The sequence below is a fragment of the Micromonospora sp. DT68 genome (assembly GCF_049847245.1).
In the GTDB taxonomy this organism is placed as follows: Bacteria; Actinomycetota; Actinomycetes; order Mycobacteriales; family Micromonosporaceae; genus Micromonospora; species Micromonospora profundi.
In genome coordinates this window covers 1-26,609 of record NZ_JBNCNZ010000005.1, presented here as the reverse complement: position 1 = coordinate 26,609, position 26,609 = coordinate 1, and the positions used below count along the sequence as shown (strand labels likewise).

Annotated in this window: 21 protein-coding genes; 16 read left to right on the top strand and 5 right to left on the bottom strand. The window is 71.8% G+C overall.

Features of this window, described 5'->3' with window-relative positions:
* Positions 1-106: 106 nt before the first annotated feature.
* Entirely contained in the window at positions 107-1,552 is a 1,446-nt protein-coding gene (locus tag ACPXB1_RS10865; protein ID WP_355589376.1) for an LVIVD repeat-containing protein, read from the bottom strand.
* A 137-nt stretch (positions 1,553-1,689) separates the two neighbouring features.
* On the opposite strand from ACPXB1_RS10865, the gene ACPXB1_RS10860 reads away from it, so the two are divergent.
* From ACPXB1_RS10860 to ACPXB1_RS10845, 4 genes are all read left to right on the top strand, one after another.
* Complete coding sequence (locus tag ACPXB1_RS10860) at positions 1,690-2,394, top strand: DUF305 domain-containing protein (protein WP_355589378.1); 705 nt, start codon at positions 1,690-1,692, stop codon at positions 2,392-2,394.
* A gap of 32 nt (positions 2,395-2,426) precedes the next feature.
* Positions 2,427-3,638, top strand: a complete 1,212-nt coding sequence (locus ACPXB1_RS10855) for a sensor histidine kinase (protein WP_355589380.1) — start codon at positions 2,427-2,429, stop codon at positions 3,636-3,638.
* The gene (locus tag ACPXB1_RS10850) at positions 3,635-4,300 is read left to right on the top strand and encodes a response regulator transcription factor (RefSeq protein WP_355589382.1); all 666 of its coding nucleotides are present in this window, start codon (positions 3,635-3,637) and stop codon (positions 4,298-4,300) included. Before ACPXB1_RS10855 ends, ACPXB1_RS10850 begins: the two co-directional genes overlap by 4 nt.
* A 145-nt stretch (positions 4,301-4,445) precedes the next feature.
* Complete coding sequence (locus ACPXB1_RS10845; protein ID WP_425735160.1) at positions 4,446-6,917, top strand: ABC transporter permease; 2,472 nt, start codon at positions 4,446-4,448, stop codon at positions 6,915-6,917.
* Between the two features lie 93 nt (positions 6,918-7,010).
* Here the strand turns inward: ACPXB1_RS10845 and ACPXB1_RS10840 are convergent, their stop codons facing one another.
* Both ACPXB1_RS10840 and ACPXB1_RS10835 read right to left on the bottom strand, forming a co-directional pair.
* A complete protein-coding gene (locus ACPXB1_RS10840; protein ID WP_425735159.1) occupies positions 7,011-8,273 on the bottom strand; it encodes a nucleotide sugar dehydrogenase in 1,263 nt (420 codons plus the stop codon).
* Between the two features lie 95 nt (positions 8,274-8,368).
* Positions 8,369-9,742, bottom strand: a complete 1,374-nt coding sequence (locus ACPXB1_RS10835; protein WP_082377683.1) for a serine/threonine-protein kinase — start codon at positions 9,740-9,742, stop codon at positions 8,369-8,371.
* A 436-nt stretch (positions 9,743-10,178) separates the two neighbouring features.
* Here ACPXB1_RS10835 and ACPXB1_RS10830 point away from each other — a divergent pair, with 436 nt between their 5' ends.
* The 8 genes from ACPXB1_RS10830 to ACPXB1_RS10795 all read left to right on the top strand — a co-directional run bounded on the left by ACPXB1_RS10830 (position 10,179) and on the right by ACPXB1_RS10795 (position 17,482).
* On the top strand, positions 10,179-10,913 hold the full coding sequence (locus ACPXB1_RS10830) for an RNA polymerase sigma factor (RefSeq protein WP_082377689.1): 735 nt from the start codon (positions 10,179-10,181) through the stop codon (positions 10,911-10,913).
* 16 nt (positions 10,914-10,929) lie between these two features.
* Positions 10,930-11,676: a hypothetical protein gene (locus ACPXB1_RS10825; protein WP_425735158.1), complete on the top strand. Its 747-nt coding sequence runs from the start codon at positions 10,930-10,932 to the stop codon at positions 11,674-11,676.
* A 152-nt stretch (positions 11,677-11,828) separates the two neighbouring features.
* Positions 11,829-13,064, top strand: a complete 1,236-nt coding sequence (gene egtA / locus ACPXB1_RS10820) for an ergothioneine biosynthesis glutamate--cysteine ligase EgtA (RefSeq protein WP_425735157.1) — start codon at positions 11,829-11,831, stop codon at positions 13,062-13,064.
* A gap of 107 nt (positions 13,065-13,171) precedes the next feature.
* Positions 13,172-14,488, top strand: coding sequence for an ergothioneine biosynthesis protein EgtB (gene egtB / locus ACPXB1_RS10815; protein WP_355632232.1), 1,317 nt, complete (start codon positions 13,172-13,174; stop codon positions 14,486-14,488).
* A gap of 28 nt (positions 14,489-14,516) precedes the next feature.
* On the top strand, positions 14,517-15,263 hold the full coding sequence (egtC, locus tag ACPXB1_RS10810) for an ergothioneine biosynthesis protein EgtC (RefSeq protein WP_355632229.1): 747 nt from the start codon (positions 14,517-14,519) through the stop codon (positions 15,261-15,263).
* Positions 15,264-15,312: 49 nt separating this feature from the next.
* The gene (egtD, locus tag ACPXB1_RS10805) at positions 15,313-16,278 is read left to right on the top strand and encodes an L-histidine N(alpha)-methyltransferase (RefSeq protein WP_355589396.1); all 966 of its coding nucleotides are present in this window, start codon (positions 15,313-15,315) and stop codon (positions 16,276-16,278) included.
* A gap of 214 nt (positions 16,279-16,492) precedes the next feature.
* Positions 16,493-17,080 (top strand): TMEM165/GDT1 family protein, encoded by a 588-nt coding sequence (locus tag ACPXB1_RS10800; protein WP_355632227.1) that lies wholly within the window; start codon positions 16,493-16,495, stop codon positions 17,078-17,080.
* Between the two features lie 39 nt (positions 17,081-17,119).
* Complete coding sequence (locus ACPXB1_RS10795; RefSeq protein ID WP_355589398.1) at positions 17,120-17,482, top strand: DUF1622 domain-containing protein; 363 nt, start codon at positions 17,120-17,122, stop codon at positions 17,480-17,482.
* Positions 17,483-17,509: 27 nt separating this feature from the next.
* On the opposite strand, the gene nhaA is transcribed toward ACPXB1_RS10795, so the two are convergent.
* A complete protein-coding gene (nhaA, locus tag ACPXB1_RS10790; protein WP_425735156.1) occupies positions 17,510-18,844 on the bottom strand; it encodes a Na+/H+ antiporter NhaA in 1,335 nt (444 codons plus the stop codon).
* Between the two features lie 381 nt (positions 18,845-19,225).
* Between nhaA and ACPXB1_RS10785 the strand changes: the two genes are divergently transcribed.
* The gene (locus ACPXB1_RS10785) at positions 19,226-20,686 is read left to right on the top strand and encodes a polysaccharide biosynthesis tyrosine autokinase (RefSeq protein ID WP_167943898.1); all 1,461 of its coding nucleotides are present in this window, start codon (positions 19,226-19,228) and stop codon (positions 20,684-20,686) included.
* On the opposite strand, the gene ACPXB1_RS10780 is transcribed toward ACPXB1_RS10785, so the two are convergent.
* On the bottom strand, positions 20,667-21,221 hold the full coding sequence (locus tag ACPXB1_RS10780) for a low molecular weight phosphatase family protein (RefSeq protein WP_167943897.1): 555 nt from the start codon (positions 21,219-21,221) through the stop codon (positions 20,667-20,669). The genes ACPXB1_RS10785 and ACPXB1_RS10780 overlap by 20 nt on opposite strands.
* A gap of 168 nt (positions 21,222-21,389) precedes the next feature.
* Here ACPXB1_RS10780 and ACPXB1_RS10775 point away from each other — a divergent pair, with 168 nt between their 5' ends.
* The 3 genes from ACPXB1_RS10775 to ACPXB1_RS10765 all read left to right on the top strand — a co-directional run bounded on the left by ACPXB1_RS10775 (position 21,390) and on the right by ACPXB1_RS10765 (position 25,163).
* On the top strand, positions 21,390-22,637 hold the full coding sequence (locus tag ACPXB1_RS10775) for a glycosyltransferase family 4 protein (RefSeq protein WP_425735155.1): 1,248 nt from the start codon (positions 21,390-21,392) through the stop codon (positions 22,635-22,637).
* Between the two features lie 98 nt (positions 22,638-22,735).
* The gene (locus ACPXB1_RS10770) at positions 22,736-24,520 is read left to right on the top strand and encodes a DUF4012 domain-containing protein (RefSeq protein WP_231640213.1); all 1,785 of its coding nucleotides are present in this window, start codon (positions 22,736-22,738) and stop codon (positions 24,518-24,520) included.
* A gap of 13 nt (positions 24,521-24,533) precedes the next feature.
* On the top strand, positions 24,534-25,163 hold the full coding sequence (locus ACPXB1_RS10765; protein WP_053660146.1) for a hypothetical protein: 630 nt from the start codon (positions 24,534-24,536) through the stop codon (positions 25,161-25,163).
* Positions 25,164-26,609: the final 1,446 nt, after the last annotated feature.

Here is a 26,609-nt window from a genome sequence, read left to right as displayed (position 1 = left end):
GATGAGCTGACCCCCGTGGCTCTGGAACGTGGCCGGGCCCGGCCCCCGAGGTTCGGGGACCGGGCCCGGCGTCATGCGCGGTGCCTGCCAGATGGGTGCGTGACGCCTACCAGCTCAGGTAGCTGGGCTGGGTCTGCACGTTGAGCTCCTTGTACTTGACCAGCTTGGCCGTCCAGGTGCGCCAGTCGTTCAACTCCAGGACGTCCAGGCCCTTCACCATGTCGTTCGAGTAGATGTAGCCGTTGTAGTAGTACGCCGACCAGGTGCCACCGCCGACCAACGTGTCGGCCGAGAGCGGACCGCGCTCCCAGAAGGCGATCTCCTTCGGCTTGGCCGAGTCGGTGAAGTCCCAGACCGAGATGCCGCCCTGGTACCACGCCTGGACCATGATGTCCCGCCCGAGCACCGGGATCAGCGAGCCATTGTGCGCCACGCAGTTCTCGGTGTCCGCGTTGTTGCGGGGGATCTTGTAGTAGCTGCGGAAGTTCATCTTCCGGGCGTCACCGCGACCGGTGACGTCGTAGATGGCGTCCGCGCCCCGGTTCGGGCCGATGGCTTCGTTGCAGGTCGCCGCGCCGCCGCCACCCAGCTCGTCGGTGAAGATCACCTTGGTGCCGGAGTTGTTGAACGTTGCCGAGTGCCAGAACGCGAAGTTCGTCGTGTCCCGCACCCGGTCGATCACCCGAGGCGCCTCCCGGTTGCGGATGTCCATCAGGATGCCGTCACCCATGCAGGCGCCGGCGGCCAGGTCCTTCTCCGGGTAGGCGGTGATGTCGTGGCAACCGGTGGTCGCCGAGCCGCTCGTGCTGCCCGGGAAACCGCCATCCGGGAACAGGTTCGGCGTCGAGACCACGGCAGCGTCGGTGGGCTTCTTCAGCGGCACCTTGACGATGGAGATGGAGTCGTGCGGCGGCTGGCAGTCCGGGAACTCGGCCCGCGGACTGTACGACGAGACGTACAGGTAGACCGCCTTGCGGTCCTTGCCCGGCACCAGCGTGTGGGTGTGCGATCCGCAGGCCGTCTCGACGGACTTGATGTACTGCGGGTTGGCCTTGTTCTTGATGTCGAAGATCTTGATGCCCTCCCACGACTCCTTCACCGACGCCGGCTGCGTGGTGCTGTTGCAGGAGTCGTCGCTGCGGGACGAGTCGGTGGAGAGGAAGAGCAGGTCACCGTGGACGGAGATGTCGTTCTGCGACCCCGGGCACAACACCCGCGACGTGACCTTCGGCGCGCTGGGCCGCGAGATGTCGTAGATGACGAAGCCGTTGTAGTTGCCCGCGAAGGCGTACTTGCCCTGGAAGGCGAGGTCGCTGTTGGTGCCGTCGAGGGGCGCGACCTTCGGGACGTTGGCGATCTGGCGGAGGTTGGGGCTGCTCACGATCTCGTCGACGCCGGGGATCGTGTTGGCGGCAGCGGGCACCGGGGTCGACTGTGGAACGACCTGGGCGCTGCTTGCCGGTGCGGTGAGGACGCTGGCGACGAGGAGGCCGGTGGCGGCGAGCGCCACGATCCGAATCTGTCGTAACTGTGGTTTGTGGAGTCTGATCATCGGCGGGGCCCTTCGCACGGGGAGACGATGGTGCGCACATTACCGCCGGAAGACAGGTGTCGATGTGAGCTGCGTCACATGCCAAGCGCTTTGTCAATGGATAGCATCGCGACTACCTCGACCCCAGGGAGTGGCCCATGACGAGTCGGCGCGCACGGTTGCTGGCGATTGTCACACTGGTGCTCCTGCTGCCGATAGTGGCGTTCGTCGTCCTCCGCGCACGGGACACCACCTCCGGGACGCCCGCCGCGCAGCCGGTCTCCGCGCCGAGCACGGCCGCGCCGACCGTCAGCCCGGTACCCACCGACCTCACGGTCATCGCACCCGGTCGGCCCGGCGAGCCCGCGGCCACCCGGCCGGCCCACGAGGTCCGCGACGCCGGCGCCGCCCCGCACAACTCGTTCGACGTCTGGTTCGTCCGGATGATGATCCCGCATCACGCGCAGGCCCTGGAGATGGCGCAACTGGCGCCCGACCGCGCCGCCAACCCGGCAGTCCGCGCCCTCGCCGACCGGATCCGGGCGAGCCAGGGCCCGGAGATGGGCCTGATGCGCGGCTGGCTACAGACCCGTGGCCTCCCGGAGGACGCCCCGGGGCACGACCACGGCACCATGCGCGGAATGCAGTCACCGGAGGCGTTGCGGCAACTGGCCGCCGCCCGCGGAGCCGAGTTCGACAGGCTCTTCGTCCGGATGATGACCGAACACCACGAGGGTGCCATCGAGATGGCCACCAACCTGCTCAAGGTCGGCTCCGACCTGACGCTCGGCGAGTTCGCCAACTCCGTCGCCACCGAACAGACCGTCGAGATCGACCGCATGCGCCAGGCCCTCGCCGGCTGAGCGAAAGGGCGGCCAACCGGCGCGTACGCTGGGTGACCGTGAGCCGCACGCTGTTCGGTCGCCCGCTGCGCGGGGTCGCGTTCGACGTTGCCGTCTCGGCCGGGGTGCTGCTCTTCGGTCTTGCCGGGGCGACCAACCAGCCGGGCGGCTGGGCCGCCAGCGGCGTCGGAGCGGCGATGGCCGTGGCGCTGCTGTTCCGCCGTCTGCACCCGAGCGCTGTGACAGTGGTGGTCGGGACGCTCGCCCTGTTGCAGGTGATCGCCGGGTGGGGCCCGCTCGCCTTCGACGTCGCCGTCCTGATCGCGCTCTACAGCGTGGTGAAGTACGGCAGACGCCTGCGCGACGGCGTCCTGGCCGGTGCGGTCGCTGCCGTGGGCGTGCTGCTCGCCGCCGCGCAGACCCCCGCCGGCATCAGCTGGTGGGGTACCGCGATGTGGTACGCGCTCGTCACCGGAGCGGTGTGGCTGGTCGCGCTGAACGTGCGCACCCGCCGGCTGTACGTGCTGAGCCTGGAGGAACGCGCCAGCACCCTGGAACGCGAGCGGGAGGCCGAGTCCCGGGCGGCAGTCGCCGAGGAACGCACCCGGATCGCCCGCGAGCTGCACGACGTGGTGGCGCACAGCATGGCCGTGATGATCGTGCAGGCGGACGGGGCGCGGTTCATGCTCGACCGCGACCCCGAGCAGGCGCGCACCGCCGTGAAGGTGGTCGCCGACACCGGTCGGGCGGCGCTGGAGGAGATGCGGCGGCTGGTCGGGGTGCTGCGCGACGCGGGTCCGTCCGACGCAGGCGGATCGGCGGTGGTGGCCGACCCGGAACACCGCCGCCTCGCCCTGGCCGAACTGCCCGATCTGCTGGCCCGGTTCCGCGACGCCGGGCTGCGCGTGCGGGACACCGTCACCGGCGCCGCGCCGGCGATGCCTCCCGGCCTGGAGCTGACCGTCTACCGGGTGGTGCAGGAGGCGCTCACCAACGCGCTCAAACACGCGGGAGTCGACGCCGACGTCGAGGTGACCCTTGCCTACACCGACGACGCCGTCGTGGTCCGGGTCGTCGACGACGGCCAGGGCCGCCCGGTGGTGAGCCCGGCGCCGTCCGGCGGGCACGGCCTGCTCGGCATGCGCGAGCGTGTGACGGTGTACGACGGCACCCTCACCGCAGGCCCCCGACCGGCCGGGGGCTGGCAGCTGGAGGCCCGGCTACCGCTACGGTCGGAACCCGCAACGGAGGTGATCGCGGCATGACGGTCCGGGTGGTGATCGTGGACGACCAGGCGCTGGTACGCGCCGGGTTCCGGATGGTGCTGGACTCCCAGCCCGACCTGGAGGTGGTCGGAGAGGCCATCGACGGCGCCGACGCGCTGCGCGTGCTCGCCCGCACCGACGCCGACGTGGTCGTGATGGACATCCGGATGCCCACGATGGACGGGGTGGAGGCGACCCGCCGGATCTGCGCCGAGCGCCCCACCGGCCCGCCCCGGGTGCTGGTGCTGACCACCTTCGACACCGAGGCGGACGCGTTCGCCGCCCTCCAGGCAGGGGCGAGCGGCTTCCTGCTCAAGAACGTCCCGCCGGAGGAGTTGCTTGCCGCGATCCGGGTGGTGGCCCAGGGCGACTCGGTGGTCGCGCCGTCGATCACCCGTCGGCTGCTGGACCGGTTCGCCGGCCAGTTCGACGCCGGCCCCACCGCCGACCCCCGGCTGGCGCAGCTCACCGACCGGGAGCGGGAGGTGCTGTTGCTCGTCGCCCAGGGGTTGTCCAACGCCGAGATCGCCGCGAAGGTGCACGTGGCCGAGGCGACGGTGAAGACCCACGTCGGTCGGATCCTGGCGAAACTCCAGCTCCGTGACCGCGTCCAGGCAGTGGTGCTTGCCTACGAGAGCGGACTGGTCACCCCCGGCAGGTGACCCGCCGTACGACCCGGGGCGTATGGCCGGCGGGCCGAGGGCTACTCAGGGCGTACGCGGGTCGAGCGCGCAGGTGGAGAACGATCGGAGCGCACCGGCCATAGCGTCGAGGGGACCGATCCACGCCTGTACCGGGAGCCTCTCCATGATCCGAATGACGCTGCGCTCGCTGCGCGCCGAAGCCCTGCGCATGCTGCTCTCCGCGCTGGCCGTCGTGCTCGGCGTCGCGTTCATCGCTGGCACTCTGATCTTCGCCGACGGGATGCGTGCCGGCGCGTACGACCGGGCCGGTGTGTTCGACAGGCACACCGACCTCGGTGTCTATCCGCGCGGCGACACTCCACTGCCGGCCAGCCTGGTCGAGCGGGTCCGGGCTGTCGACGGGGTGGCCGCGGCGGCCGGGGAGTTGACCGGCACGGCGGGGATTCTCGGCGTCGCCGGCCGGCCGGTGCTCGGGTTCGCCGTGCTCGCCGCCATCCCCACCGAACCAGCCCTGCGCTCGTACGACGTGGTCGCCGGCAGGCTGCCCGACAGCGCCGGGGAGGTGGTGCTCGACGCACCCACAGTTGCCGAGGAGGGCTTCACCCTCGGCGCCCCGGTCCAGATCGGCGGCACCGGTGGCGCCGCCCGCCCGTACACCCTTGTCGGGACCGTCGACGTGGCCGGCACCACCCGCGACGTCGGCGGACCGTTCATCGGTCTGGTCGGGTCCGACGCCCTCGCGGTCACCGACGGGCGCGGCTACGGCCGGATCATGGTGGCGGCGCGGGCCGGGACCTCCGGTGCGGCGCTTGCCGAGCGGGTACGCGCGGCCGTCGGCGCCGACGTCGAGGTGAAGGGCCGCCAGCAGATCCTCGACGACGCCGTCGACGACGCGGTCCGTGACCTCAACCAGTTCACGATGCTGCTGCTCACGTTCGTCGGTGTCGCGGTGGTGGTGGCCGGCTTCGTGATCGCCAACATCTTCGCCATCGTGCTGGCCCAGCGCACCCGGCGGACCGCGCTGCTGCGCCTGGTCGGCGCCACCCGGGGGCAGGTCTTCCGGGCCGCCCTGCTGGAGTCGGCGCTTGTCGGGTTTGTCGCCTCCGCGCTCGGTGTGCTGCTCGGTGTGGGCCTCGCCGCCGCGATGCGGCCGCTGATGTCCCGGCTGGACGTGCCGTTCACCGGCGGGCTGACAGTGGCCGGCTCGACAGTGCTGACCAGCCTGCTCCTCGGCACCGCGCTCACAGTGGCCGCCGCGCTGCTGCCGGCCTGGCGGGGCACCCGGGTAGCGCCGGTGGCCGCGCTCACCGACGCCGCGGTGCAGCCCAGCCAGGGCGCCGGCCTGCTGCGACTGGCCCTCGGCGCGGTGGTGCTCGGCCTCGGCATCGCCACGCTTGTCGGTGCCGCCAGCGCTGGGCAGGTGCTGCTGGTGGCACTGGGCGGAGTGCTCGCGTTCTTCGGCATCGTGCTGTTCGGGCCGGTGCTCGTACCGGCGCTGGTCCGGGTGATCGGCTGGCCCGTCCGCCGGCTGGTCGGAACGACAGCAGGGCTGGCGGTCGAGAACGCGGTCCGTAATCCGCGCCGGGTCGCCGCGACCGCGACGGCCCTGGTCATCGGGATCGGGCTGGTGTCGGCGTTCGTTGTCGGGGCGCGCAGCACCAAGGACGGCATCGAGCGCAACGTGGACGCCCAGATCGGTACGGACTTCGTGGTCACCGGCATCGGGCAGGACCTGCCCGCGCTGCTCGCCGCCGAGCTGGCGGCACTGCCGGAACTGGGCGTTGTGCACGAGCAGCGCACCATGATCAGCGACGACGTCCGGATCCGCACCGCCCATCCGGCGCTGGCCGGCCGGACGCTCAGCGGCGACGTCGGGCGGCTCGGGCCGGGGCAGGCGCTCGTGCACAGGGAGTTGGCGCAGGCGCGCGGCTGGCAGGCGGGCTCCCCGCTCACCATCGCGGGACGGTCGTTCCAGGTGGGCGCTGTGGTCGCCGACGACGGGACCGCCCCGGTCGCCGGTGCCGTGCCCGCGGGACACGTCATCTACCTGACCGGCGCGGACTTCACTGCCCTCTTTCCCGACCAGCGGGGCTTCCTCGCCGAGATCGACCCAGCTCAGGGCGTGAGCGCCGAACGGGCCCGCGACGCGATCGAGGCGGTGCTGGCCCGCTACCCGACGGTCAACCTGCTGGATCAGGGCGCGTACAAGAAGATGCTCACCGGCACTGTCGACATGCTGCTGGCGTTCGTCACCGCGCTGCTCGGCCTCGCCGTGGTCATCGCCCTGGTGGGCGTGGCGAACACGTTGAGCCTCTCGGTGGTGGAGCGCACCCGGGAGAACGGCGTGCTGCGGGCGGTCGGGATGACCCGGAGCCGCATGCGGGCCATGCTCGCCGTGGAGGCGGTGCTGATGGCGCTGGTCGGCGCGGTGCTCGGCATCGGGCTGGGCACCGGGGTCAGCGCCGCGGCGATGGCAGTGCTCGCCCGCCTGGGTGGCGACTTCCACGTGGTGCTGCCACTGGGTCAGCTCGGGCTGATCCTCGGCGTCGCGGTGCTGGCAGCCCTGCTCGCCTCGGTGCTGCCGGCACGCCGGGCGCTCTCCCGACCCGTGGTCGAGGCGCTCGGCGAGCAGTGACCGGCGCCTCAGCGGCCCCGTCGGCAGGTGTCGACACCCGCCGGCCGGTCCCGCCGTCTTCCCCGGCGGCGGGACCGGCCAGCGGTGCCGGGCCTAGAGGCGCTCGACCATCGGGCCGACGCACCGGTTGCGGGTGTCGAAGACGTACCGGGCGTGCTCGACCACCAGGTCGTAGTCGAAGCTGTCGTGGTCGGTGACCACCACCACCGCGTCCGCGTCCCGCACCTCCCGCTCGGTCAACCCGACCACTGTGATCCCTGCCGGGATGTGGTGCGCCTCGGCGTACGGCTCGACGGCGTGGACCTCGGCGCCGAGCACCTGGAGGCGGAGGGCCACGTCGACAGCGGGGGAGTCGCGCATGTCCCCGGTGTTCTTCTTGTACGCCAGCCCGAGCAGCAGCAGCCGAGCGCCGTTCACCGCCCGACCGTCCCGGTTCAGACCCGCCGTGATCCGCTGCGTGACGTGCTCGGGCATCTCGTGGTTGACGTCGTTGGCCAGCTCGATGAACCGGAACTGCCGGCCCAGGCGTCGCTTGACCTGCCACGACAGGTAGCACGGGTCGATCGGCAGGCAGTGCCCGCCGACACCTGGGCCCGGCCGGAACGGCAGGAAGCCGAACGGCTTGGTCTCGGCGGCCTCGATCGCCTGCCACACGTCGATGTCCAGGTGGTGCGAGAGCATTGTCAACTCGTTGATCAGCGCGATGTTGACCTGGCGGAACGTGTTCTCGATCAGCTTGGTCAGCTCGGCGACCTTTGTGGAGTCCACAGGCACCGTGTGCTCCACAAGGCGCTTGTAGAAGCCGTCCACCCGGGCCAGCGACGCCGGGTCCACACCGGAGACCACCTTCGGGGTGTTCTCCAGACGCCAGGTCGGGTTGCCCGGGTCGATCCGTTCCGGGCTGTAGCCGAGGTGGAAGTCACCAGGGCTGGTCAGCCCGCTTGCCGCCTCCAACAGGGGGCGCAGCAACTCCTCGGTCGTGCCCGGGTACGTGGTCGACTCCAGGATCACCGTGCAGCCCGGCCGCACGTACGGGCCGATGCCGACGCCGGCCTGCTCGACGAAGCTCAGGTCCGGGGTGCCGTCGCGCAGCGGCGTGGGGACGGTGATGACGCAGATGTCGAAGCCCTCGGCGTCGGTGTACTCGGTGCTGGGGTGGTATCGGCCGCTGCCCAGTGCCCGGCCCAGCCGATCGGTGTGGATGTCCTCGACGAACGACTCGCCCGACGCGAGCCGCTTCACGCGGTCGGCGTCGACGTCGAGGCCGACCACGTCGAGTCCGGCCTCGACGGCGCGCATCGCCAACGGCAGTCCGACGTACCCCTGGCCGATCACGACCAACTTCTCAGCACTCACGCAGGCTCCCGCAGCAGGTGGAAATGACCTGCTCAGAGCCTAGAGAGAAGAACGGCGACGTAAGTCCGTTTTGGGGATAGTGGTGCTCGTGGGAATCAGAGACCGGCCGGAGGAGCGTCCGGATCGGTCGGCGCGGTCGTGGTGGGCACCGGGTCGGGCGGGGCCTGCGTCTGCGTCGGCGCTGGCGGGACGCTCGGCGTGGTTGGCGACGTGCCGGGGGGACTCGCCGTCGGCGACGGGCTGGTGGCCGGCTCGCTGGGCTGCGTGCTCGGCGTCGGGGTGATCGAGGTCGAGGAGGTGGGATCCGGAGTGTTCGGCCGGCTCGGGCGGCCCGGATCCTCGGTGATCTGCTCGTTGGCCGCCGGCACCTCCACCTGCTCGGTCGGCCTCTGCGACGGTGCGTTGGTCGGTAGGTTGACCGCCGGCTCGTCGCCGGCGTTGCCCACCGCGCTCAACGCCGCCCCGAGACCGACGAGCGCGACAAGGACCGCTCCGGCCGCACCGACAAGCGGCCCGCGACGCCGCCGCCGCCCGGACTCCGCCGCGGTCGCCACCGCCGCGCCGAGCGGCACGTCGGTGCTGGTGCCCGGCCCGGCCCCGCGCAGCGGGGCCGCCGACGCCATCGCCGTCGGCGGCTCGCCGCCGGTCACCGCCGTACGGGCTGCCTCGGCCATCGCCGAGCCGCTGCTGAACCGGTCGGCCGGATCCTTCGCCAGAGCCCGCGACACAAGGGCGCGAACCGCCTCCGGGATGTCGTGCGGCAACTCCGGCGGCTCGTCGTCCAGGTGCCGGACCGCCACCTGGAGGGGGTTGTCGCCGGTGAACGGCGGACCGCCGGTGAGGCAGCAGTACGCGACAGCGCCCAGCGCGTAGATGTCGGTGGCGCCGCTGACCGGGCGACCCGCAGCCTGCTCGGGCGCCATGTAGAGAGCCGTGCCCGGCACCGCGTTGGTGCTGGTGATGCTTGTCACGTTCGTCGAACGGGCCACGCCGAAGTCGACGAGGACGACAGTGCCGTCCTCCTGGACCAGCAGGTTGCTGGGCTTGACGTCGCGGTGCACGATGCCGCCCCGGTGCGCCGCGCTCAGGGCGTGGGCCGCCTGGGCCACGATCGACATCGTCTCGGCCACGTCCAGCCGACCGGCCGCCTCGATCCGCTTGGACAGCGGCTCGCCGTCGACGAACTCCATGACGAGATAGTCCGCCCGGCCGCCGGAGGGCAGGTCGTCCTCGCCGACGTCGTACACCTGGACGATGCCGGGGTGCCGCAGCGCCGCCATGATCCGTGCCTCGGCCCGGAACCGAGCGATGAAATCGGGGTCGGAGACAAGCGCCGGCAGCAGGACCTTGACCGCGACCTGTCGGCCGAGGACCAGGTCAGTGGCACGCCAGACGTCACCCATGCCGCCGGTGGCGACACGTTCGTCCAGGCGGTACCGCCCGCTGAGCACAACCTCCGATGACAACACAGCCTTACCGTACCCAGAGTGGCGCGGAACGGCGCGCCGCGACCGGGCGGCCAGGTGGCCGTACTCACCGGCAACAGCGCCCCGACCTCTGTGGACGTGGCCGGTGTGTGACGCCACGACAGCATCCCGTGAGAATGTGCGACACAGTCCTGCGTGCCGCCGGCCCGATCGCCACCACTCGGCGCCCGCGACGGTGCGAAGCGTCCGTTCCGTACCGTCTGTTACGGCGGCACGCCGGTGGAGCGGCTTGAGAATTGTCACTCATCCGTGACACGGCCCCAACTTGTCGCCCCGGTGGTCCCCTCCTACCGTTAGCCCGGCTCGGGCCGCCCGGCGGGCAGCGCGTCGAGAGCTGACCACCGTGGCGCTGGCCCCGACACCTCGCCCGGCCGGCCCGGAGGCGGGCAGGATCGGACTTCGGCGGAGGGCGGTGCGGGTGCGGGAGCTGTCCCAGACGGTCACCGCCGCGCAGGCCGGGGACGAGGATGCCTTCCGCCTCCTCTACCGGACTCTCCAGCCGGGGCTGCTGCGCTACCTGACAGCCCTGGTGGGCGCGGACGCCGAGGACGTCGCCTCGGAGACCTGGTTGCAGATCTCGCGCGACCTGCCCAGCTTCACCGGCGGCGAGTTCCGCGCCTGGACGGTCACCATCGCCCGCAACCGGGCGATGGACCACCTGCGCCGGCTGCGCCGCCGGCCATCGCTGCCGGTTCCGGTGCAGGCGCTCACCGAGTTGGCCGGCGACGCCGACACCGCCGAACGGGCGGGCGAGACGATCGGCACCGAGGCGGCCCTGGCGCTCATCGCCACCCTGCCGCCCCGCGAGGCCGAAGCCGTCCTGTTGCGGGCCGTGATCGGACTGGACGCGGAGTCCGCCGGTCGGGTGCTGGGCCGGCGGGCCGGGGCCGTCCGCACCGCCGCGCACCGTGGTCTGCGACGGCTCGCCGCCCTGCTGGACCAGTCGGCGACGGCCACAGCGTCGCCCGCTGCTGTCGCGCTTCCACCGACGGTTTGCCCCTCGGCCGACGCCACGACCATGCCGAGGGCCGACACGACGGCCCGCTCGGCCGCCGAGGGTGTCGCGCCGGAGACGGTCCAGGCGTCGCCCGCACCCCGCACGCGGACCGGCAGCTCCCGGCCGACGTCGCAGGCCGAGCAGGCGGACGGCTGACGTGAGGGGATTCCCGATGAACCCGTACCGGCCGGATCGGCGTGCCGACCGCGCCGAGACCGAGCGACTGCTCGACGCGGCCCACGCCGAGGCGACGGCCGAAACTGCCTCGACCGAGCCGGTGGCCCGGCTGCTCGCCGCCGCTGCCGCGCCGGCCCGACCAGAGGAGTTGGCCGGTACGGAGGCCGCCGTCGCCGCGTTCCGGGCCGCCCGGGCCGCGGAGGGCGTCACCGCTGCGCCACCGGTGGCCCGCCGTCCGCATGGCCGCCGGTTGACCACCGGAGCGCTGGCCTGGATCGGCGCGGTGGCCGCGACCGCCACGGCGGGTGCCGCGTTCGCTGCGGCCGGCCTGGACCTGACGCCCGATCCGGAGCCGCCGGCACCCACCAGCGCGCCGTCCACCTCCGGCGGCACCGCGGCGTCGCCGTCGGTCGCGCCGAGCCGGCCGACGCCGTCGACCACGCGGCCCGGCGTGCAGCCCGCCCCGCCCACGCCGCAGGCCGGGGCGTCGCCGAACAGCCACCTGCACGGGTTGTGCCGCGCCTGGCAGGCCAAGAAGCCCGCGCAGCGGGAGAAAGCCCTGCGGACGCCGTCCTTCCAGCGGCTGGTGACCGCCGCCGGCGGGGCTGCCGAGGTCGAGGCGTACTGCCAGCGGTTGGTGCCGGAGGCGAAGCCCGGCAAGCCCACGCCGCCCGGCCCGTCGACGCCGCCGGAATCGGCGAAGGTCAAGCCGTCGCGGTCGGCGGAGCCCGGTCCGGCCTGAGCGGCGGCCGGCACGGTTCGTTCCGCCCTGCACCGGGAAACTCGTCTGTTAGACAGGGGTTGGTGGCGTCGCCGACGCCGCGACGGTGTCACAGGGTGGGTTTACGGTGGCAGAGTGTTTCGGATGTGGCGCACGCAGAGGAGGCACCACCGGTGGTGACATCGCCCGAGTTGGACCGCAGCGCGATCCTGAGTGAGTCCGCTGCCGCAGGCCGGCACCTCGCCCGGATCTGCTTCAAGACCGGTCCGCCGACGCATACTGGTGTCGAACTGGAATGGACCGTGCACGACGCCGACGATCCCGCTCGGCCGGTCGACCTGACGCGCCTGCGGGCGGCGCTGGGCCGACACAGCCCCGTCACGCTCGACGCCACGAGCCCCGCCGTGCCGCTGCGACACGGCGGCCTGGTGACCCTGGAGCCGGGTGGCCAACTGGAGATCTCCACCCCGCCGCGTTCCTCGATCGACGCGCTGATCCGCGCCACCGAGGCCGACATCGCCCAGGTCACCGACCTGTTGGCCGCCGCCGGTCTGGTCCTCGGCCGCAGTGGCATCGACCCGCACCGCAGGCCCTGCCCGGTGGTGGAAACTCCCCGCTACCGCGCTATGCGCGGTGCCTTCGACAGGCGTGGCCCGGCCGGCCGGACGATGATGTACAGCACCGCCGGCCTGCAGATCTGTCTCGACGCCGGCGAGCCCGACCAGGTGGCGGCACGGTGGGCGGCTGCCCACGCGGTGGGCCCGCCGCTGCTTGCGGTGTTCGCCTCGGCCGACCGCCACGCGGGCCGACGCACCGGCTGGGCCTCAGCGCGGATGGCCGCCTGGTTGGCGATCGATCCGGCCCGCACCCGCCCGGTCTGGGTGCCGGGCCAGGCCGACGACGATCCGACGGCCACCTGGATCCGGTACGTGCTGGCGGCGCCGCTGCTGTGCCTGCGCCGTCCGGGCGCCGACTGGGCGCCGCCGCCAGGCGTGACGTTCGCCGACTGGATCGACGGGGCGTTGCCCGACCCGCCGACCACCGATGACCTCGACTACCACGTCAGCACCCTCTTTCCGCCTGTGCGTCCGCGCGGCTACCTGGAGCTGCGGTATCTGGACGCCCAGCCGGGTGGGTCCTGGCGTCTGCCGCTTGCGGTGCTGAGCGCCCTGTTCGCCGATCCCGGGACTGTCCGCGCGGCGTACGCGATCGGCGCCCCGACGGCGCACCGGTGGTCGGCCGCGGCCCGGCACGGCCTGGCCGACAGCGAGCTGGCCGCCGCGGCGGCGGCGCTGCTCGACCTGGCCCTGTCCGCCCTGCCCCGGCTGGAGCTGCCGAGCGGCATCCACGACGAGATCCGTGCAGAAGTAAGGCGGCGGTCGGCCGCCATAGAAAGGGGAGTCCGGTGACCGCGAGGAGTGAGCCGGGGTTGCGAGCCCCGCAGTCGGGTGCGGAGGGCGGTGCGGTGACCGCGAGGAGTGAGCCGGGGTTGCGAGCCCCGCAGTCGGGTGCGGGTGTGGTGGAGGGTGAGCAGTTGCGGGGGCGGATCGCTGCGGAGTTGGCGCGCGCCCGGTCCCGCACGGCTCTGTTGACGGAGGCGGTGGACGACGATGACCTGATGCGTCAGCATTCGCCGCTGATGTCGCCGCTGGTCTGGGATCTGGCGCATGTCGGTAACCAGGAGGAGCTGTGGCTGGTCCGTGATGTCGGTGGTCGGGAGCCGGTCCGGTGTGACATCGACGAGTTGTACGACGCGTTCAAGCAGCCCCGCCGGGATCGTCCGGCGCTGCCGTTGCTGCCGCCGGCAGAGGCGCGCGCCTATCTGAGCACGGTCCGCGACAAGGTGCACGACCTGCTCGACACTGTGCGTTTCACCGATCGGCCGCTGGTGGCCGACGGGTTCGCCTTCGGCATGATCGTCCAGCACGAGCAGCAGCACGACGAGACGATGCTCGCCACCCATCAGCTGCGTTCGGGGCCGGCGGTGCTGCACGCCCCGCCGCCGCCCGAGCCGCGCGTGGCTGTCGGCGGGGAGGTGCTGGTGCCGGCCGGTGAGTTCACAATGGGCACCGACACGGACCCGTGGGCGTTGGACAACGAGCGGCCCGCGCACCGTGTCGACCTGCCCGCGTACGTCATCGACGCGGCACCGGTCACGAACGGCGCGTATCAGGCTTTCATCGACGACGGCGGCTACTCCGATCCGCGCTGGTGGAGCGCGGCCGGCTGGGAGCACCGGGTCCGGGAGCAGCTCGTGGCGCCGATGCACTGGCGTCGGGATGGGGCCGGCTGGGCGTACCGGCGGTTCGGCAGGTGGGAGCCGGTCCGCGCCGACGAGCCGGTGGTGCACGTGTGCTGGTACGAGGCGCAGGCGTACGCCGCCTGGGCTGGTAAGCGTCTGCCGACGGAGGCGGAGTGGGAGAAGGCTGCCCGGTGGGATCCGGCGACCGGGCGGTCGCGGCGTTACCCGTGGGGCGACGAGGACCCGACGGAGGCGTACGCCAATCTGGATCAGCGTCATCTGCGGCCGGCGCCGGTGGGCGCGTACCCGGCGGGGGCGTCGCCGTTGGGTGTGCACCAGCTCATCGGGGACGTCTGGGAGTGGACGTCGAGCACGTTCGGTGGGCATCCGGGCTTCACCGTGTTTCCCTACCGGGAGTATTCGGAGGTCTTCTTCGGCGACGACTACCGGGTGTTGCGTGGTGGCTCGTTCGGCACCGACCGGTCCGCCTGCCGGGGCACGTTCCGTAACTGGGACTATCCGATTCGGCGGCAGATCTTCAGCGGTTTCCGCTGCGCCCGTGACGCCGGCCCGGACGAGTCGGGCCGGTGAGCGGTCGCCGGGCGGGCGGGCCGCGCTGATGTGTCGTCATCTGGCCTACCTGGGTCCGCCGGTCACGTTGGCCGAGGTGTTGTTCGACCCGCCGTATTCGCTGGTGCGCCAGTCGTGGGCGCCGCGCGACATGCGGGGTGGCGGCACGATCAACGCCGACGGGTTCGGTGTCGGCTGGTACCCGGGCGATGGTGATCCGGTGCGGTACCGGCGTGCCCAGCCGATCTGGAGTGACCCGACGATCGCCGACCTCGCGGCGGTGACGCGTGCCGGCGCGGTGCTGGCCGCTGTCCGTTCGGCAACGGTCGGGATGGCGGTGCTCGACGGGGCTGCCGCGCCGTTCGCCGAGGGGCGGTGGTTGTTCAGTCACAACGGTGTGGTCCGGGGCTGGCCGGACGCTGTGGTGCCGCTCGCCGAGGGCCTGCCGGTGCGTGACCTGTTGACCTTGGACGCGGCCACCGACTCGGCGCTGCTGTGGGCGCTGGTGCGCCATCGGCTGCGTGCCGGTGACGATCCGGCGGAGGCGGTGGCCCGGACGGTGGCCGACGTCGCCGCGGCGGCTCCGGGGTCGCGGTTGAACCTGCTGCTCACCGACGGGCGGCAGGTGGTGGCGAGTGTGTCCGGGCACGCGCTGTCGGTGCGCGCGCAGCCGGGTTCGGTGCTGCTCGCCTCCGAGCCACACGACGACGACCCGCTGTGGCAACCGGTGCCCGACGGGCAGTTGGTCGTCGCCACCGTGGACGAGGTGCGGGTACGCCCGTTGCCGGCCCGGTGAGCCGGCCGGGAGGGCACGCGACGTGTTGACGAGCAGAGAGGAAGGACCGATGACCGCTGAGCCGTTGGAGATCTACCTTGAGCAGCAGGATCTGGAGCGTGGCCTGCGCGAGGACGTCCGGGCCGGGCTGACCGCGGAGGCGAAGTGGCTGCCACCGAAGTGGTTTTACGACTCCCGGGGCAGCGAGTTGTTCGAGGAGATCACCCGGTTGCCGGAGTACTACCCGACGCGGGCCGAGCGGGTGGTGTTGGCGGAGCGCGCCGACGACATCGCTGCGGTGACCGGTGCCAAGACCCTGATCGAGCTCGGCTCGGGTTCGTCGGAGAAGACCCGGCTGCTGTTGGACGCGTTCACCCGCCAGGGTGGGCTGGGCACGTTCGTCCCGCTCGACGTGTCGGTGAGCGCGCTGGCGGGGTCGACAGCGCAGATCGCCGCCGACTATCCGGGGCTGCGGGTCCGGGGCATCGTCGGTGACTTCACCCGGCAACTCGACCGGCTGCCCACCGGCGGCCGGCGGCTCGTGGTGTTTCTCGGTGGCACCATCGGCAACCTGCTGCCGGCCGAGCGGGCCGGGTTCCTGGCCGCGATGCGCGAGGCGTTGGAGGCCGGCGACTGGCTGTTGCTCGGTACCGACCTGGTGAAGGATCCGGCGGTGATCGTGCCCGCGTACGACGACGCGGCCGGGGTGACAGCCGAGTTCAACCGCAATGTCCTGCACGTGGTCAACAGGGAGTTGGGCGCTGATTTCGACCCGGAGGCGTTCGCGCACGTGGCGCGCTGGGATCCGAGCCACGAGTGGATCGAGATGCGGCTGCGGGCGACGCGACCGATGCGCGTGCGGGTGCTGGACCTGACAGTGGAGTTCGCCGAGGGGGAGGAGTTGCGTACCGAGGTGTCGGCGAAGTTCCGTCGGGAGGGGATCGCCGCCGAGCTGGAGGCGGCCGGCTTCGTCGCGTCGGAGTTCTGGACCGACCCGGAGGGGCTGTTCGGGGTGACCCTCGCCCGGGCGAGCTGAGGCGGGTCACCCGTCTCGTCGGGTCCGACGGTGATCGGCTAGGCTGGACGCGCGAAGGGGAGTAGCCCCCAATGTCGTGGTCGACATACTGGTGCGTTTCGCATCCGGCCACGCGGCCTCGGTTTCCGAGGCGGGCGAGACCTTCGACTCAGGCTGTTGCAGCCGGGTCGAGGGCGCCCCTGTACCTCCTCCCGGTGTGATCGGGAAGGACGTCATGGAGGGTTTCCTCGTCGCGCTCGTCGTCAGTTTCGGCGTCATCTTCGTCGCCGAGCTGGGAGACAAGTCCCAGCTGATGGCGTTGACCTTCGCCACGCGGTTCAAGCCCATTCCGGTGCTGATCGGCATCACCATCGCCACGGCGGTGGTGCACCTGGCGTCGGTCGCCATCGGGTCGGGTCTGGGCGCCGTGCTGCCCACGGAGTGGATCTCCCTGGTCGCCGGTGTGGCGTTCCTCGGCTTCGGCGCGTGGACGTTGCGCGGCGACAAGCTCACCGAGCAGGAGAAGCAAAAGGCCGAAAAGACCGACAAGACCGCCATCGTTGCGGTTTCGGTGGCGTTCTTCCTGGCCGAGCTGGGCGACAAGACAATGTTGGCGACGATCACCCTGGCCACCCAGTACGGCTGGTTCGGCACCTGGCTGGGCTCGACGATCGGCATGGTGGCCGCGGACGCGCTGGCCATCCTCGCGGGCCGGATGCTGGGCCGCCGGCTACCGGAGAAGACCATCAAGTACGTCGCGGCGGTGCTCTTCGCCATCTCGGGCCTCTGGCTGGTCCTGGAGGCGGTGAAGGACCTGACCTGAGCGTCGACTACCCGCCCCGGCGGCGGGTAACGGCACCCTGTGGAGCCGGCGGAGCTGCTACGCCAGGGCGATGAGGTGCTGGTCGCCGTGGTGGAGGTCGCCGGAGCCCTGGTGATCTTCGTGGGTGCCATCTGGGCGGCGGTGCGGTTCGTGGTCGAAGGGCTGCGACACCGCACCGCCGCCGTGTTCACTCCGATCCGGCTGTCCCTGGGCCGGTTCCTGACCCTTGGCCTGGAGTTCCAGCTGGCGGCGGACGTGCTGCGGACCGCCGTGTCGCCGTCGTTCGCCCAGATCGGCCAGTTGGCGGCGATCGCCGCGATCCGGACGGCGCTGAACTATTTCCTGGGCCGGGAGATCCGTCAGGAGCAGCAGCAGGTGGCCGAGGCGCAGCACGGGGCGTGACGGCCGGCCTCGCCGGTGCGGCGGCGGTCAGTCCCGGCGCGGTTCCTGGAACACGTCGGGCACCCCGTCTCCGTCGGCGTCCACCTGTTCTCGCAGTGCCACCCGCCGGTACGCGGCGTTGCGGCGGACCAGCACGGCGGCGGCCAGGCCGGCGGAGATCACCGAGCCGATGAGCACTGCCGCCTTGACCCGGTCGTCGGCAACGCTGCCGGAACCGAAGGCAAGGTCGCCGATGAGCAGCGACACGGTGAACCCGACGCCGGCCAGCAGCGCGATGCCGAGCAGGTCGGACCAGGTGATGTCCTCGTCCAGTTGGGCGCGGGTGAACCGGGCCAGCAGGTAGGTGGAACCGAAGATGCCGAGGCCCTTGCCGAGCACGAGGCCGGCGACGATGGCGATCACCACCGGGTCGGTCAGCAGGGCGCCCAGGTCGGTGCCGCGCAGTGTCACGCCGGCGGCGAACAGGGCGAAGACCGGTACGGCGATGCCGGCGGACACCGGTCGCCAGAGGTGTTCCAGGTGCGCGGCGAGCCCGCCGACCTGCTCGCTGGTGTCGGCGGGCGCGGCGCCGGCGCGTCGGCGGGCCAGCACCGGAACGGTGAACCCGAGCAGGACGCCGGCAACAGTGGCGTGCACCCCGGAGGCGTGCACCAGCGCCCAGGTGGCCAGCGCGAGGGGGATGAGCGCCCACCACCAGGTCCGGCCGCGTTGTACGAGCCACGCGAAGAGCCCGATGGGTGCGAGCGCCGCGAGCAGCGGCAGCGGGTGGAAATCGGCGGTGTAGAAGATGGCGATGATGGTGATCGCGAACAGGTCGTCGACCACGGCGAGGGTGAGCAGGAAGGCGCGCAGCCCCTGGGGCAGGTGCGAGCTGATCACCGCGAGCACGGCGAGGGCGAACGCGATGTCGGTGGCGGTGGGGATCGCCCAGCCGCGTAGACCGTCGCCGCCCGCGGTCAGGACGACCGCCACGTAGATCAGGGCGGGCAGCGCCATTCCGCCGAGCGCGGCGACCACCGGCAGCGCCGCGCGTCGCGGATCGCGCAGGTCGCCGGCGACGAACTCACGCTTGAGTTCCAGCCCGACCACGAAGAAGAAGATGGCAAGCAGGCCGTCGGCGGCCCAGGTGGCAATTGACAGGTCGAGGTGCCAGCGCGCGCCGCCGGGCCACGGCACCCAGTCGGAGAGCCTGGTGTACGACTCGGCCCACGGCGAGTTCGCCCAGACCAGTGCGAGGACGGCGCCGACAAGCAGCAGGGCGCCGCCGACGGTTTCGGTGCGCAGCACGTCGGCCACGTGTCGGGCCTCGGGCCAGGACGATCGTGTCAGCAGCCGGCGGCGCGGCGGGGTGTGGTCGTGCATCGGGCGGTGTCACCTCGGGCATCGGGACGGCAGGGATCCACTCGCCGACCAGGCTTCCCGGCACACCGCCGTCGACCCTATCCGTGCTGTCGGCGGGTGGCGACCGCGGGGCGACGTGTCGTTGCGGCTCGATCCGATGGTGGTCCGGCACCTGAGCCGATCGGTTGCCGCTTGATCGGTTGTGGACTTTTCCGCGTTGTCACCGCTGCCGAATGGCCGTTTCTCGGGTTGGGCATGCGAGCACACTTGCCGTCGCCGAAAATACATAACTCCGGACATAAGGCGTATGAGCGGCTTTAATGGTTTCACGAGTTAACAAACGACCTTGGGGGTTTTCGTGAAGTTCTTTGGCGTAACCGGACCGGCACGGAGGCGCTCCTGATGGACCTGCTCCGCCAATTGCGCCACGTGCGTCGGCACTGGTGGGTCGTACTGGTCACGGTCATGGTGGCCCTGGGCGTCTCGGCGTTCCTGACCGTACGGGCCCAGCCCCGGTACGTCGCCTCGGTGACCTTCTTCGTCACCACCCCCAACCAGGGCGTCAGCGAGGCCTACCAGGGTGGCCTCTTCCTGCAGCAGCGCGTCAAGTCCTACGCCGACCTGCTCAGCAGCGACCGCCTGGCGCAGAGCGTGGTGGCCGAGACCCCCGTCGGGCTCACCGCGGACGAGGTGCAGCGTCGGGTGAGCACCTCCACCGAAGCCGGCACGGTCCTGCTGCGCGCCTCGGTGACCGACACCGATCAGACCCGCGCGTTGCGGATCACCGAGACCCTGGCCGCGAGGTTCGTCGACCTCGTACAGAAGGTCGAGACGCCGCCCGACGGTAAGACGCCGATCAAGATCGAGGTGGTGAGCGGCCCCCGGGTCAGCGCGAGCCCTGTTTCCCCGCAGCCGGTGCGCAACCTCGTCCTGGGTGGACTGCTCGGTCTGCTGCTCGGCGTCGGCCTGGCGATCCTGCGGGGCGTCGCCGACATCCGGCTGCGGGACTCCGCAGGTCTGCAACGCGCCACCGGAAGCCCGCTGCTCGGCGAGATCCCGTTCGAGGCCACTGCCCGCACCGCTCCACTGATCGTCGGTGAGGCGGCGACCTCGGCGCGGGCCGAGGCGGTCCGCAAGTTGCGAACCAACCTGCGTTTCGTGGACGTGCACGAACCGGCCCGCGTCATCGCCGTGACAAGCGCGCTGCAGGGCGAGGGCAAGACCACGCTCTCCTGCAACCTGGCCATCGCGTTGGCCGAGGCGGGCTGGAGGGTGCTGCTTGTCGACGCGGACCTGCGCCGCCCCAAGGTCGACGACTACCTCGGCCTGGACGCCGGTGTCGGCCTCACCGACGTGCTGGTCGGCGACGTGCAGGTCGGGGACGTCGTGCAGCGCTGGGGCGACAAGTCCCTCCTCGTGCTGCCCAGCGGCTCCGCACCGCCGAACCCGAGCGAACTGCTCGGCTCCAAGGCCATGGCGGACCTGCTGCTCGCCCTGCGCGAGTCGGCCGACATCGTCATCATCGACACCGCGCCGCTGCTCGCGGTGACCGACGGTGTCGTGGTGGCCGTCCAGGCCGACGGCGCGCTGCTGGTCAGCCAGCAGGGCCGTACCTCACGGACCCAGGTCGCCGCCGCTGCCCGCTCGCTGCACTCGGTGTCGGTGCGGTTGCTCGGCTGTGTGCTGAACATGGCCAAGGTGCCCAAGGCCGAGGCGTACCAGTACGAGGCCTACCGGGTGGTCGCCTCCACGGCGACGCCGTCGGTGCCGACCGACCGGGCCACGTCCGCCCGGCACAGCGAGGACGCCGGAGTCAACGGTGTCAGCGACCGCACCCAGGAACTCACCCGGTTGCCCCGATGAGCGCGGCGAGGGGTCGTAGCGAACGTTCGATCTCCTCGGCGCAGCGTCGGAAGTCGGCGGTCGTACCGCCGATCGGGTCCCGCAGGTCATCGGCGTCGGGGGCGGCGGGTTGCAGCCGCCCCCGGGCCTCGGCCGCGGCGGCGATCGCGGCCCGCAGCGGGTCGACGGCCGGCTCAGCGGGGGGCTCGGCCGCCGAGGCCAGCCGCCCGAACTGGCGCAGCGTGAACGTCCGGTGCAGAGCACCGGGCGCCAGCGCGGTGCAGACCGAACGCTGGCGCCGGGTCGCGGTCAGCACGAGCGTCGCCTCGGTCAGGTACTCAGGGCGCAGCGTCCGGCTGGCGAACGCCGCCGGGTCCGCGCCGTGCTCGGCCAGGACCTCCATGGCGTACGGATGCATTGCCATGCCGTCCATCGCGTCGGTGCCGGCGCTGGACACCAGCACCGGCCGGTCGGCGAGCAGGCGACGGGCCACGTATTCGGCCATCGGTGAGCGGCACAGGTTGGCGTGGCAGACGAACAGCACGCGGTCGACCATCGGGAGCCCTCTCGTCGGTGCGGACGCGGGTCGCCGCACCGCGAGGGTGGTGCGTCGACGCCGGTGGCCGCGCGGTGAGGGGTTGTCGGCATCGTACGCGGGCCGGGTGCCCTTCGGTCGCGGTGCCGCGCCGACCTTCGTCGATCCGGGACCGACGGCGGTGGCGTCGTGAAGGTCGGCATCCTGTCGTACCACTTCCCGCCCGAGCCGGCCTTCATCCCCGGCAGCCTCGCCGAGGAGTTGTCCGCGCGGGGCCACGACGTCCGGGTGCTCACCGGCTTTCCGGACTACCCGGGCGGTCACGTCTACCCGGGCTGGCGGCAGCGCTGGCATCACGAGACGCACAGCCGGCGGCTGGCCGTCCGTCGGGTGCCGCGCTACTCCGGTCGTGGCGGGTCCACCGGGGCGCGGATGGCCAGCTACCTCTCGTTCGCCGGCAGCGCTTCACTCGCCGCGCGCCGGTTCCTCGGCGACGTGGATGTGCTCTACGTCTTCCAGTTGCCGGCCACCACGTTCGCCACCGCCGCCGTACTCCGGCTGCTGCCGAAGGTGCCGGCGGTGCTGCACGTGCAGGACGTCTGGGCGCGCGACGGCGCGGACGATGCGGGCGACGACCGCTGGTCGGCACGGTTGGGCACCGCGATGACGCGGATCTACCGGTCCGCCGCGCGGGTCGCGGTGACCGCGCCGTCGATGCGGGACCTGGTGGTCGCCGCCGGCGCCGACCCGGCCCGGGTCCGGCTGGTGCTGAACTGGACCGACGAGCGGATCTTCCATCCGGCGACGCCAAGCGCGGCGGCCCGCCAGATGGTCCGCCGCGACGACCGCTGCGTGGTCATGCATGCCGGGACCATCGGCGCCCGCCAGGGCCTGGAGACGGCGGTACGGGCCGCAGCGGCCCTGGACCGCACGATGGATCTGGTCCTTGTCGGTTCGGGCGCTGACGAGCGGCGGGTGCGGGGGCTCGCCGCCGAGCTGAGCGCGGAGAACGTCCGCTTCCTGGAGCGGCGCTCGCCTGTCGACATGCCCGAGTTGTACGCCGCCGCCGACTACCAGCTGGTCATGCTGCGCGACCTGCCGGAGCTTCGCGGCATGGTGCCGGCCAAGCTCCAGGCCGCGCTCTCCTGCGCCGTGCCGGTGGTCGCCTCGGCCGGTGGTGACACCGCCGAGCTCGTCGAACGTACGCGAGCGGGCCTGTCCTGCCCGCCGGAGGACTGGGCGGCGCTGGCCGACCGGTTCTGGCTGGCCGCCACCATCCCGCCGTCGGCACGCACCGAGATGGGGCGCCGGGGCCGGGAGGCGTACCTGCGGGAGATGTCCCTGCCGGCCGGGGTGGACCGGATCGAGGGCCTGCTGCACGAGGCGGCCGGCCGGACCCCGCAGGTAGTGGGGCAGCCGCGAGAAGACCTCGCGTAAAGGACGAAAACTGCCATAAGCGCACGAGCTTCCCCCAGGCATGTTAAGAACGTCAGGGAATCAGACCTACTGTCCGATTCCGCGAAATGGAGTGTGGTGTGACGGAGAGCGAACAGCCACGTCGACGGCGAAGCCGATCCCGGCGTCGCCGCCGGGCGCGACTGCGCCGGGCGCTGCTCGCTGGCCTGGTGGCCGGCTGCCTGCTGCTGGCCAGCGGCGGGTGGGTGGGCTTCCGGGGCTGGCAGGCGCGCGCCCACCTGATCAACGCCGCCGGCCTGGCCCGGGAGTTGAGCGCGCAGGTGGTGGGCGGGGACACCGACCGCGCCCAGCGCACCCTCGCAGCCCTCCAGGAGCAGGCCGGCGCCGCCCGGTCCGCCACGACTGACCCGAGCTGGCACGTCGCACGGCGGACCCCGTTCGCCGGCGACGACCTCGACGCCGTCCGGCGGATCGCCGTCGCCATCGACGACCTGGCCCGGCACGCGTTCCCCACGCTGCTGCGCGCCGACCTGACCAGTCTGGTGCCCTCCGGCGGCCGGCTGGACCTGGCGAAACTCACAGCGGTCTCCGCCGAGCTGTCCCAGGCCGACGAGGCCGTGCAGAGCACCCGCCGTGACCTGGCCGCCGTGCCGGCCGACCGGCTTGTCAGCCAGATCCGGCAGGCGCTCACCGACCTACGCGGCGAGATCGACCGCCTGGCCAGCCTCACCGCCGCCGCCGACCAGGGCGCCCGGCTGCTGCCGCCGCTGCTCGGCGCGAACGGCTCGCGGCGATACCTGCTGGTCTCGCAGAACCTGGCCGAGCTGCGCGCCACCGGCGGCATGTTCGGCGCGTACGCGCTGATCGAGGCCGACAAGGGCTCGGTCCGGATGGGCCGCCAGGGCAGCAGCGCCTCCTTCGGCCGGTTCGTTCCGCCGCTGAAGCTGTCCGCCGAGACCCGGGCCCTCTGGACCGACCTGCCCGGCATGTACCCGGCCGACGTCAACCTCACCCCGCACTTCCCGACCGCCGCATCCCTGTACCGGGAGATGTTCCGCCGCAAGACCGGCACCACTGTCGACGGTGTGCTCGCTGTCGACCCGGTGGTGCTGTCGTACCTGCTCAAGGCCACCGGCCCGGTAGCGGTGCCCGGCGGCGTTCCCCTGGCCAGCGAAAAGGTCGTGCAGACCCTGCTCAACGAGAGCTACCAGCGGCTGGACATCAAGCAGCAGGACGAGTTCTTCGCCTCCTCCGCCGCCGCTGTGTTCGACGCCTTCTTCACGAAGAATGTCAACCCACGGGTGTTGTTGTCCGCATTCGACCGTGCTATCACCGAACGCCGGATATTGTTCTGGAGTGCCCGACCGGAAGAACAGCGGACATTCAGCGACAGCCGGATGGCCGGGACGCTCCCGGAACAGGACACCGTGCCGACGGTCGGCGTCTTCCTCAACGACGGCAGCGGCGCGAAGCTCGGCTACTACCTGCGGCCGACGGCGAACCTGACAGTCGGCGAATGCCGGCCCGACGGCCGCCGCGAGCTCCGGCTGCGGGTGACCCTGCGCTCCACGGCGCCGAAGTCAGGACTCAGCGAGTCCGTCCTCGGCCTCGGCATGGCTGGCGACCCGTACACCGCTCGCACGTTGGTGTCGGTCTTCAGCCCGGCAGGGGGCGCCGTGCTCGACGCCCGGCTCGACGGGTCGGAAACCGCGCTCGGAAGCGGCACCGAACGACGCCGCCACGTTGCCACGGCCAACGTCGAGGTCGGCCCCGGCGCTGAACGGACGTTGGAGATGACGGTCTTGACCGCCAAAACCAGCGTGGGGCAGGCCGAGTTGTGGCTGACTCCGACCGCCAGCCCATGGACCACCCAAGTTCATTCCGCACCACGATGTGACCAGTAGGAGGGAACCAATCATGCGGCTATCCCGCATCATCATGGCGCTCACGGTCGGTCTGGCCGTGGTGGCCGTGCCGACCGCAGCGGGGGCGGCACAGCCGCAGCCGACGCCGTCCGCGACCACGGATCCGACCCAGCCGCCGGCGTACACGCCGCAGCTCGCGTCGCTGACAGTCAACCGTCCGACGATCTACCTCGGCGAGACGGTCGTCCTCACCGGCACCGGCTTCGGTCCGAACGAGACAGTCGACATCACGGTGACCGTCACCCCGCTGGCGGCCCCGGCTCCCGGCCAGGCGCCGGCCCGCCGCAGCGACGGCAGCACCGTGGCCATGGCCCCGGTCGCGTACCAGGCGAGCGCACCGCTGAACTTCACGGCGCGTACCAACGCCCAGGGTCGGTTCACCAAGTCCTACCGGCCGTCGGTGACCGGTCTGCTGACCTTCACCGCCACCGGCCGGGAGTCCGGCCGCACCGCCACCGCCGAGCTGCGGGTGCTGCACAAGAAGCAGCCGCTGCCCGTCACCGGTGACAGCATGGGTACGCCCATGAAGCTCGGTGGCGGCCTCGTCGGCGCCGGCGCGATCATGCTGCTGCTGACCCTGGCCTGGCGTCGCCGCCAGCGCTTCGGTGGAGCCGCGCACTGATCCGCATGACCCACCGGGCAGTGCCCGGATCGCACGTCAGGTTGGCGCCCGTCGGAGTGTTCCGGCGGGCGCCAGCCCTGTGCCGTGTCTGGGTTGCGCGGCAGGTTGGTGCTGCGTCGAAGTGTTCCGGCGGACCCCAGCCCTGTGCGGCGTCTGGGTTGCGCGTCAGGTTGGTGCGCGCGGGGTGTTTCGGCGGGCGCCAACCTTGTGCGGTGTCTGGGGGTGGCGCGTCGTTCCCGTAGGTGGTTGACGTGATGTGGCGGGTGTTCGGGGCGGGGGCCCGCCGTGTCCCGGACAACCCGTCCGGACACGCCGAGTCCGGCTTCGGGTGGTCGGGCTTGGATCCCTGCACGGGGTACGAGATCCCGCCCCGATGGTGCGCGTTCGTGTGCTGGTGAGCGGACGAGGCCCCCCGAGTAGCCCTCGCCGACGGCGACCACCTCTACCAAGCCGCCCATCGCTTCCCTGAGCGGGGCTGGCGTGCGCGCCGGCAAAGGGGCGTTGGCAAAATGGCCGTAACCGGCGATATGGGTCGAGGTATGCAGTTAAGTCTGTGTTGCTCGGCGCCTCTGGTGGTTGATCGACTCGGGTTCCTTGTAATCGGTGTGTCCGACTGCGATGGATGCCCCGGTTTCAAGGAACCCGAGTCGATCACCGCCCGGCTGCCCGGTTCGGCGGCGCCTGGAGGCGGGGCGTGGACGATATGTCCGTTGGTGAGGTTTTCGGGGTGTGACCGGTGGCATCCTCAGGCCGGAATCGTGGCGGCCCCGGCCGGGTTACATACCCTGACGGTCGCAGTACCACCGGCCGCAGGCGATCCCCTCGCCGGGATGCACTGCCCGGCCACAGGCCGGTCGGCCAGGATCGGCGCAGGGATGCACCACTGCCCGCCCGCTCGGCCCGATGGAATGCCTGGCCCGGCCCGGTGGTTACACACTGACCGACCGCAGCAGGACGGGCGATGCCCCGAGGTCCGTGAGCAGCAGATTAAGGCCCCGCGCCAGCGGCTTCACGGGCTAGACACATGGGCCAGACCTACGGGCCTAGCCCCCGGGCCTAGACCCACGGGCTTGACTCGCGGGCTTGTCCGATCGGCTCGGGCAAACGATGGCCCGTCCCCCGGGAATGGCTCCGGCCGCCGGGTGGTTACACATGGACCGGCCGCCAGAGGCGCCCCCCGCGCCCGGCCGCCGTGGACGACGACTTCCCCCTTCTTGTTTTGTGCAGCGCCGGACGAGGTGCTCACACCCACATCCGCTGTTCCCCCGATCGCGGTGTGTGGGTGTTTCCTACCCCTGAAGGAGCTACCCCCATGAACACGATCTTCCGTAAGAGCATGCTGTCCGTTGCCGGTCTCGCCTTCGCCGGTGGTGTCTTCGCCGGCCCCATCGCCGCCCACTCCGCCGCGCCGGTGGATGGCAAGCCCGTCGCGGTCGTGCAGGCCGA

Coding starts and splice junctions, on each gene's coding strand:
- ACPXB1_RS10845 (WP_425735160.1), top strand. CDS start 4,446: ATGATCCGAATGACGCTGCGCTCGCTGCGCGCCGAAGCCCTGCGCATG.
- egtD (WP_355589396.1), top strand. CDS start 15,313: ATGACCGCTGAGCCGTTGGAGATCTACCTTGAGCAGCAGGATCTGGAG.
- ACPXB1_RS10850 (WP_355589382.1), top strand. CDS start 3,635: ATGACGGTCCGGGTGGTGATCGTGGACGACCAGGCGCTGGTACGCGCC.
- ACPXB1_RS10825 (WP_425735158.1), top strand. CDS start 10,930: ATGAACCCGTACCGGCCGGATCGGCGTGCCGACCGCGCCGAGACCGAG.
- ACPXB1_RS10780 (WP_167943897.1), bottom strand. CDS start 21,221: ATGGTCGACCGCGTGCTGTTCGTCTGCCACGCCAACCTGTGCCGCTCA.
- ACPXB1_RS10765 (WP_053660146.1), top strand. CDS start 24,534: ATGCGGCTATCCCGCATCATCATGGCGCTCACGGTCGGTCTGGCCGTG.
- ACPXB1_RS10865 (WP_355589376.1), bottom strand. CDS start 1,552: ATGATCAGACTCCACAAACCACAGTTACGACAGATTCGGATCGTGGCG.
- ACPXB1_RS10785 (WP_167943898.1), top strand. CDS start 19,226: ATGGACCTGCTCCGCCAATTGCGCCACGTGCGTCGGCACTGGTGGGTC.
- nhaA (WP_425735156.1), bottom strand. CDS start 18,844: ATGCACGACCACACCCCGCCGCGCCGCCGGCTGCTGACACGATCGTCC.
- ACPXB1_RS10860 (WP_355589378.1), top strand. CDS start 1,690: ATGACGAGTCGGCGCGCACGGTTGCTGGCGATTGTCACACTGGTGCTC.
- ACPXB1_RS10800 (WP_355632227.1), top strand. CDS start 16,493: ATGGAGGGTTTCCTCGTCGCGCTCGTCGTCAGTTTCGGCGTCATCTTC.
- egtC (WP_355632229.1), top strand. CDS start 14,517: ATGTGTCGTCATCTGGCCTACCTGGGTCCGCCGGTCACGTTGGCCGAG.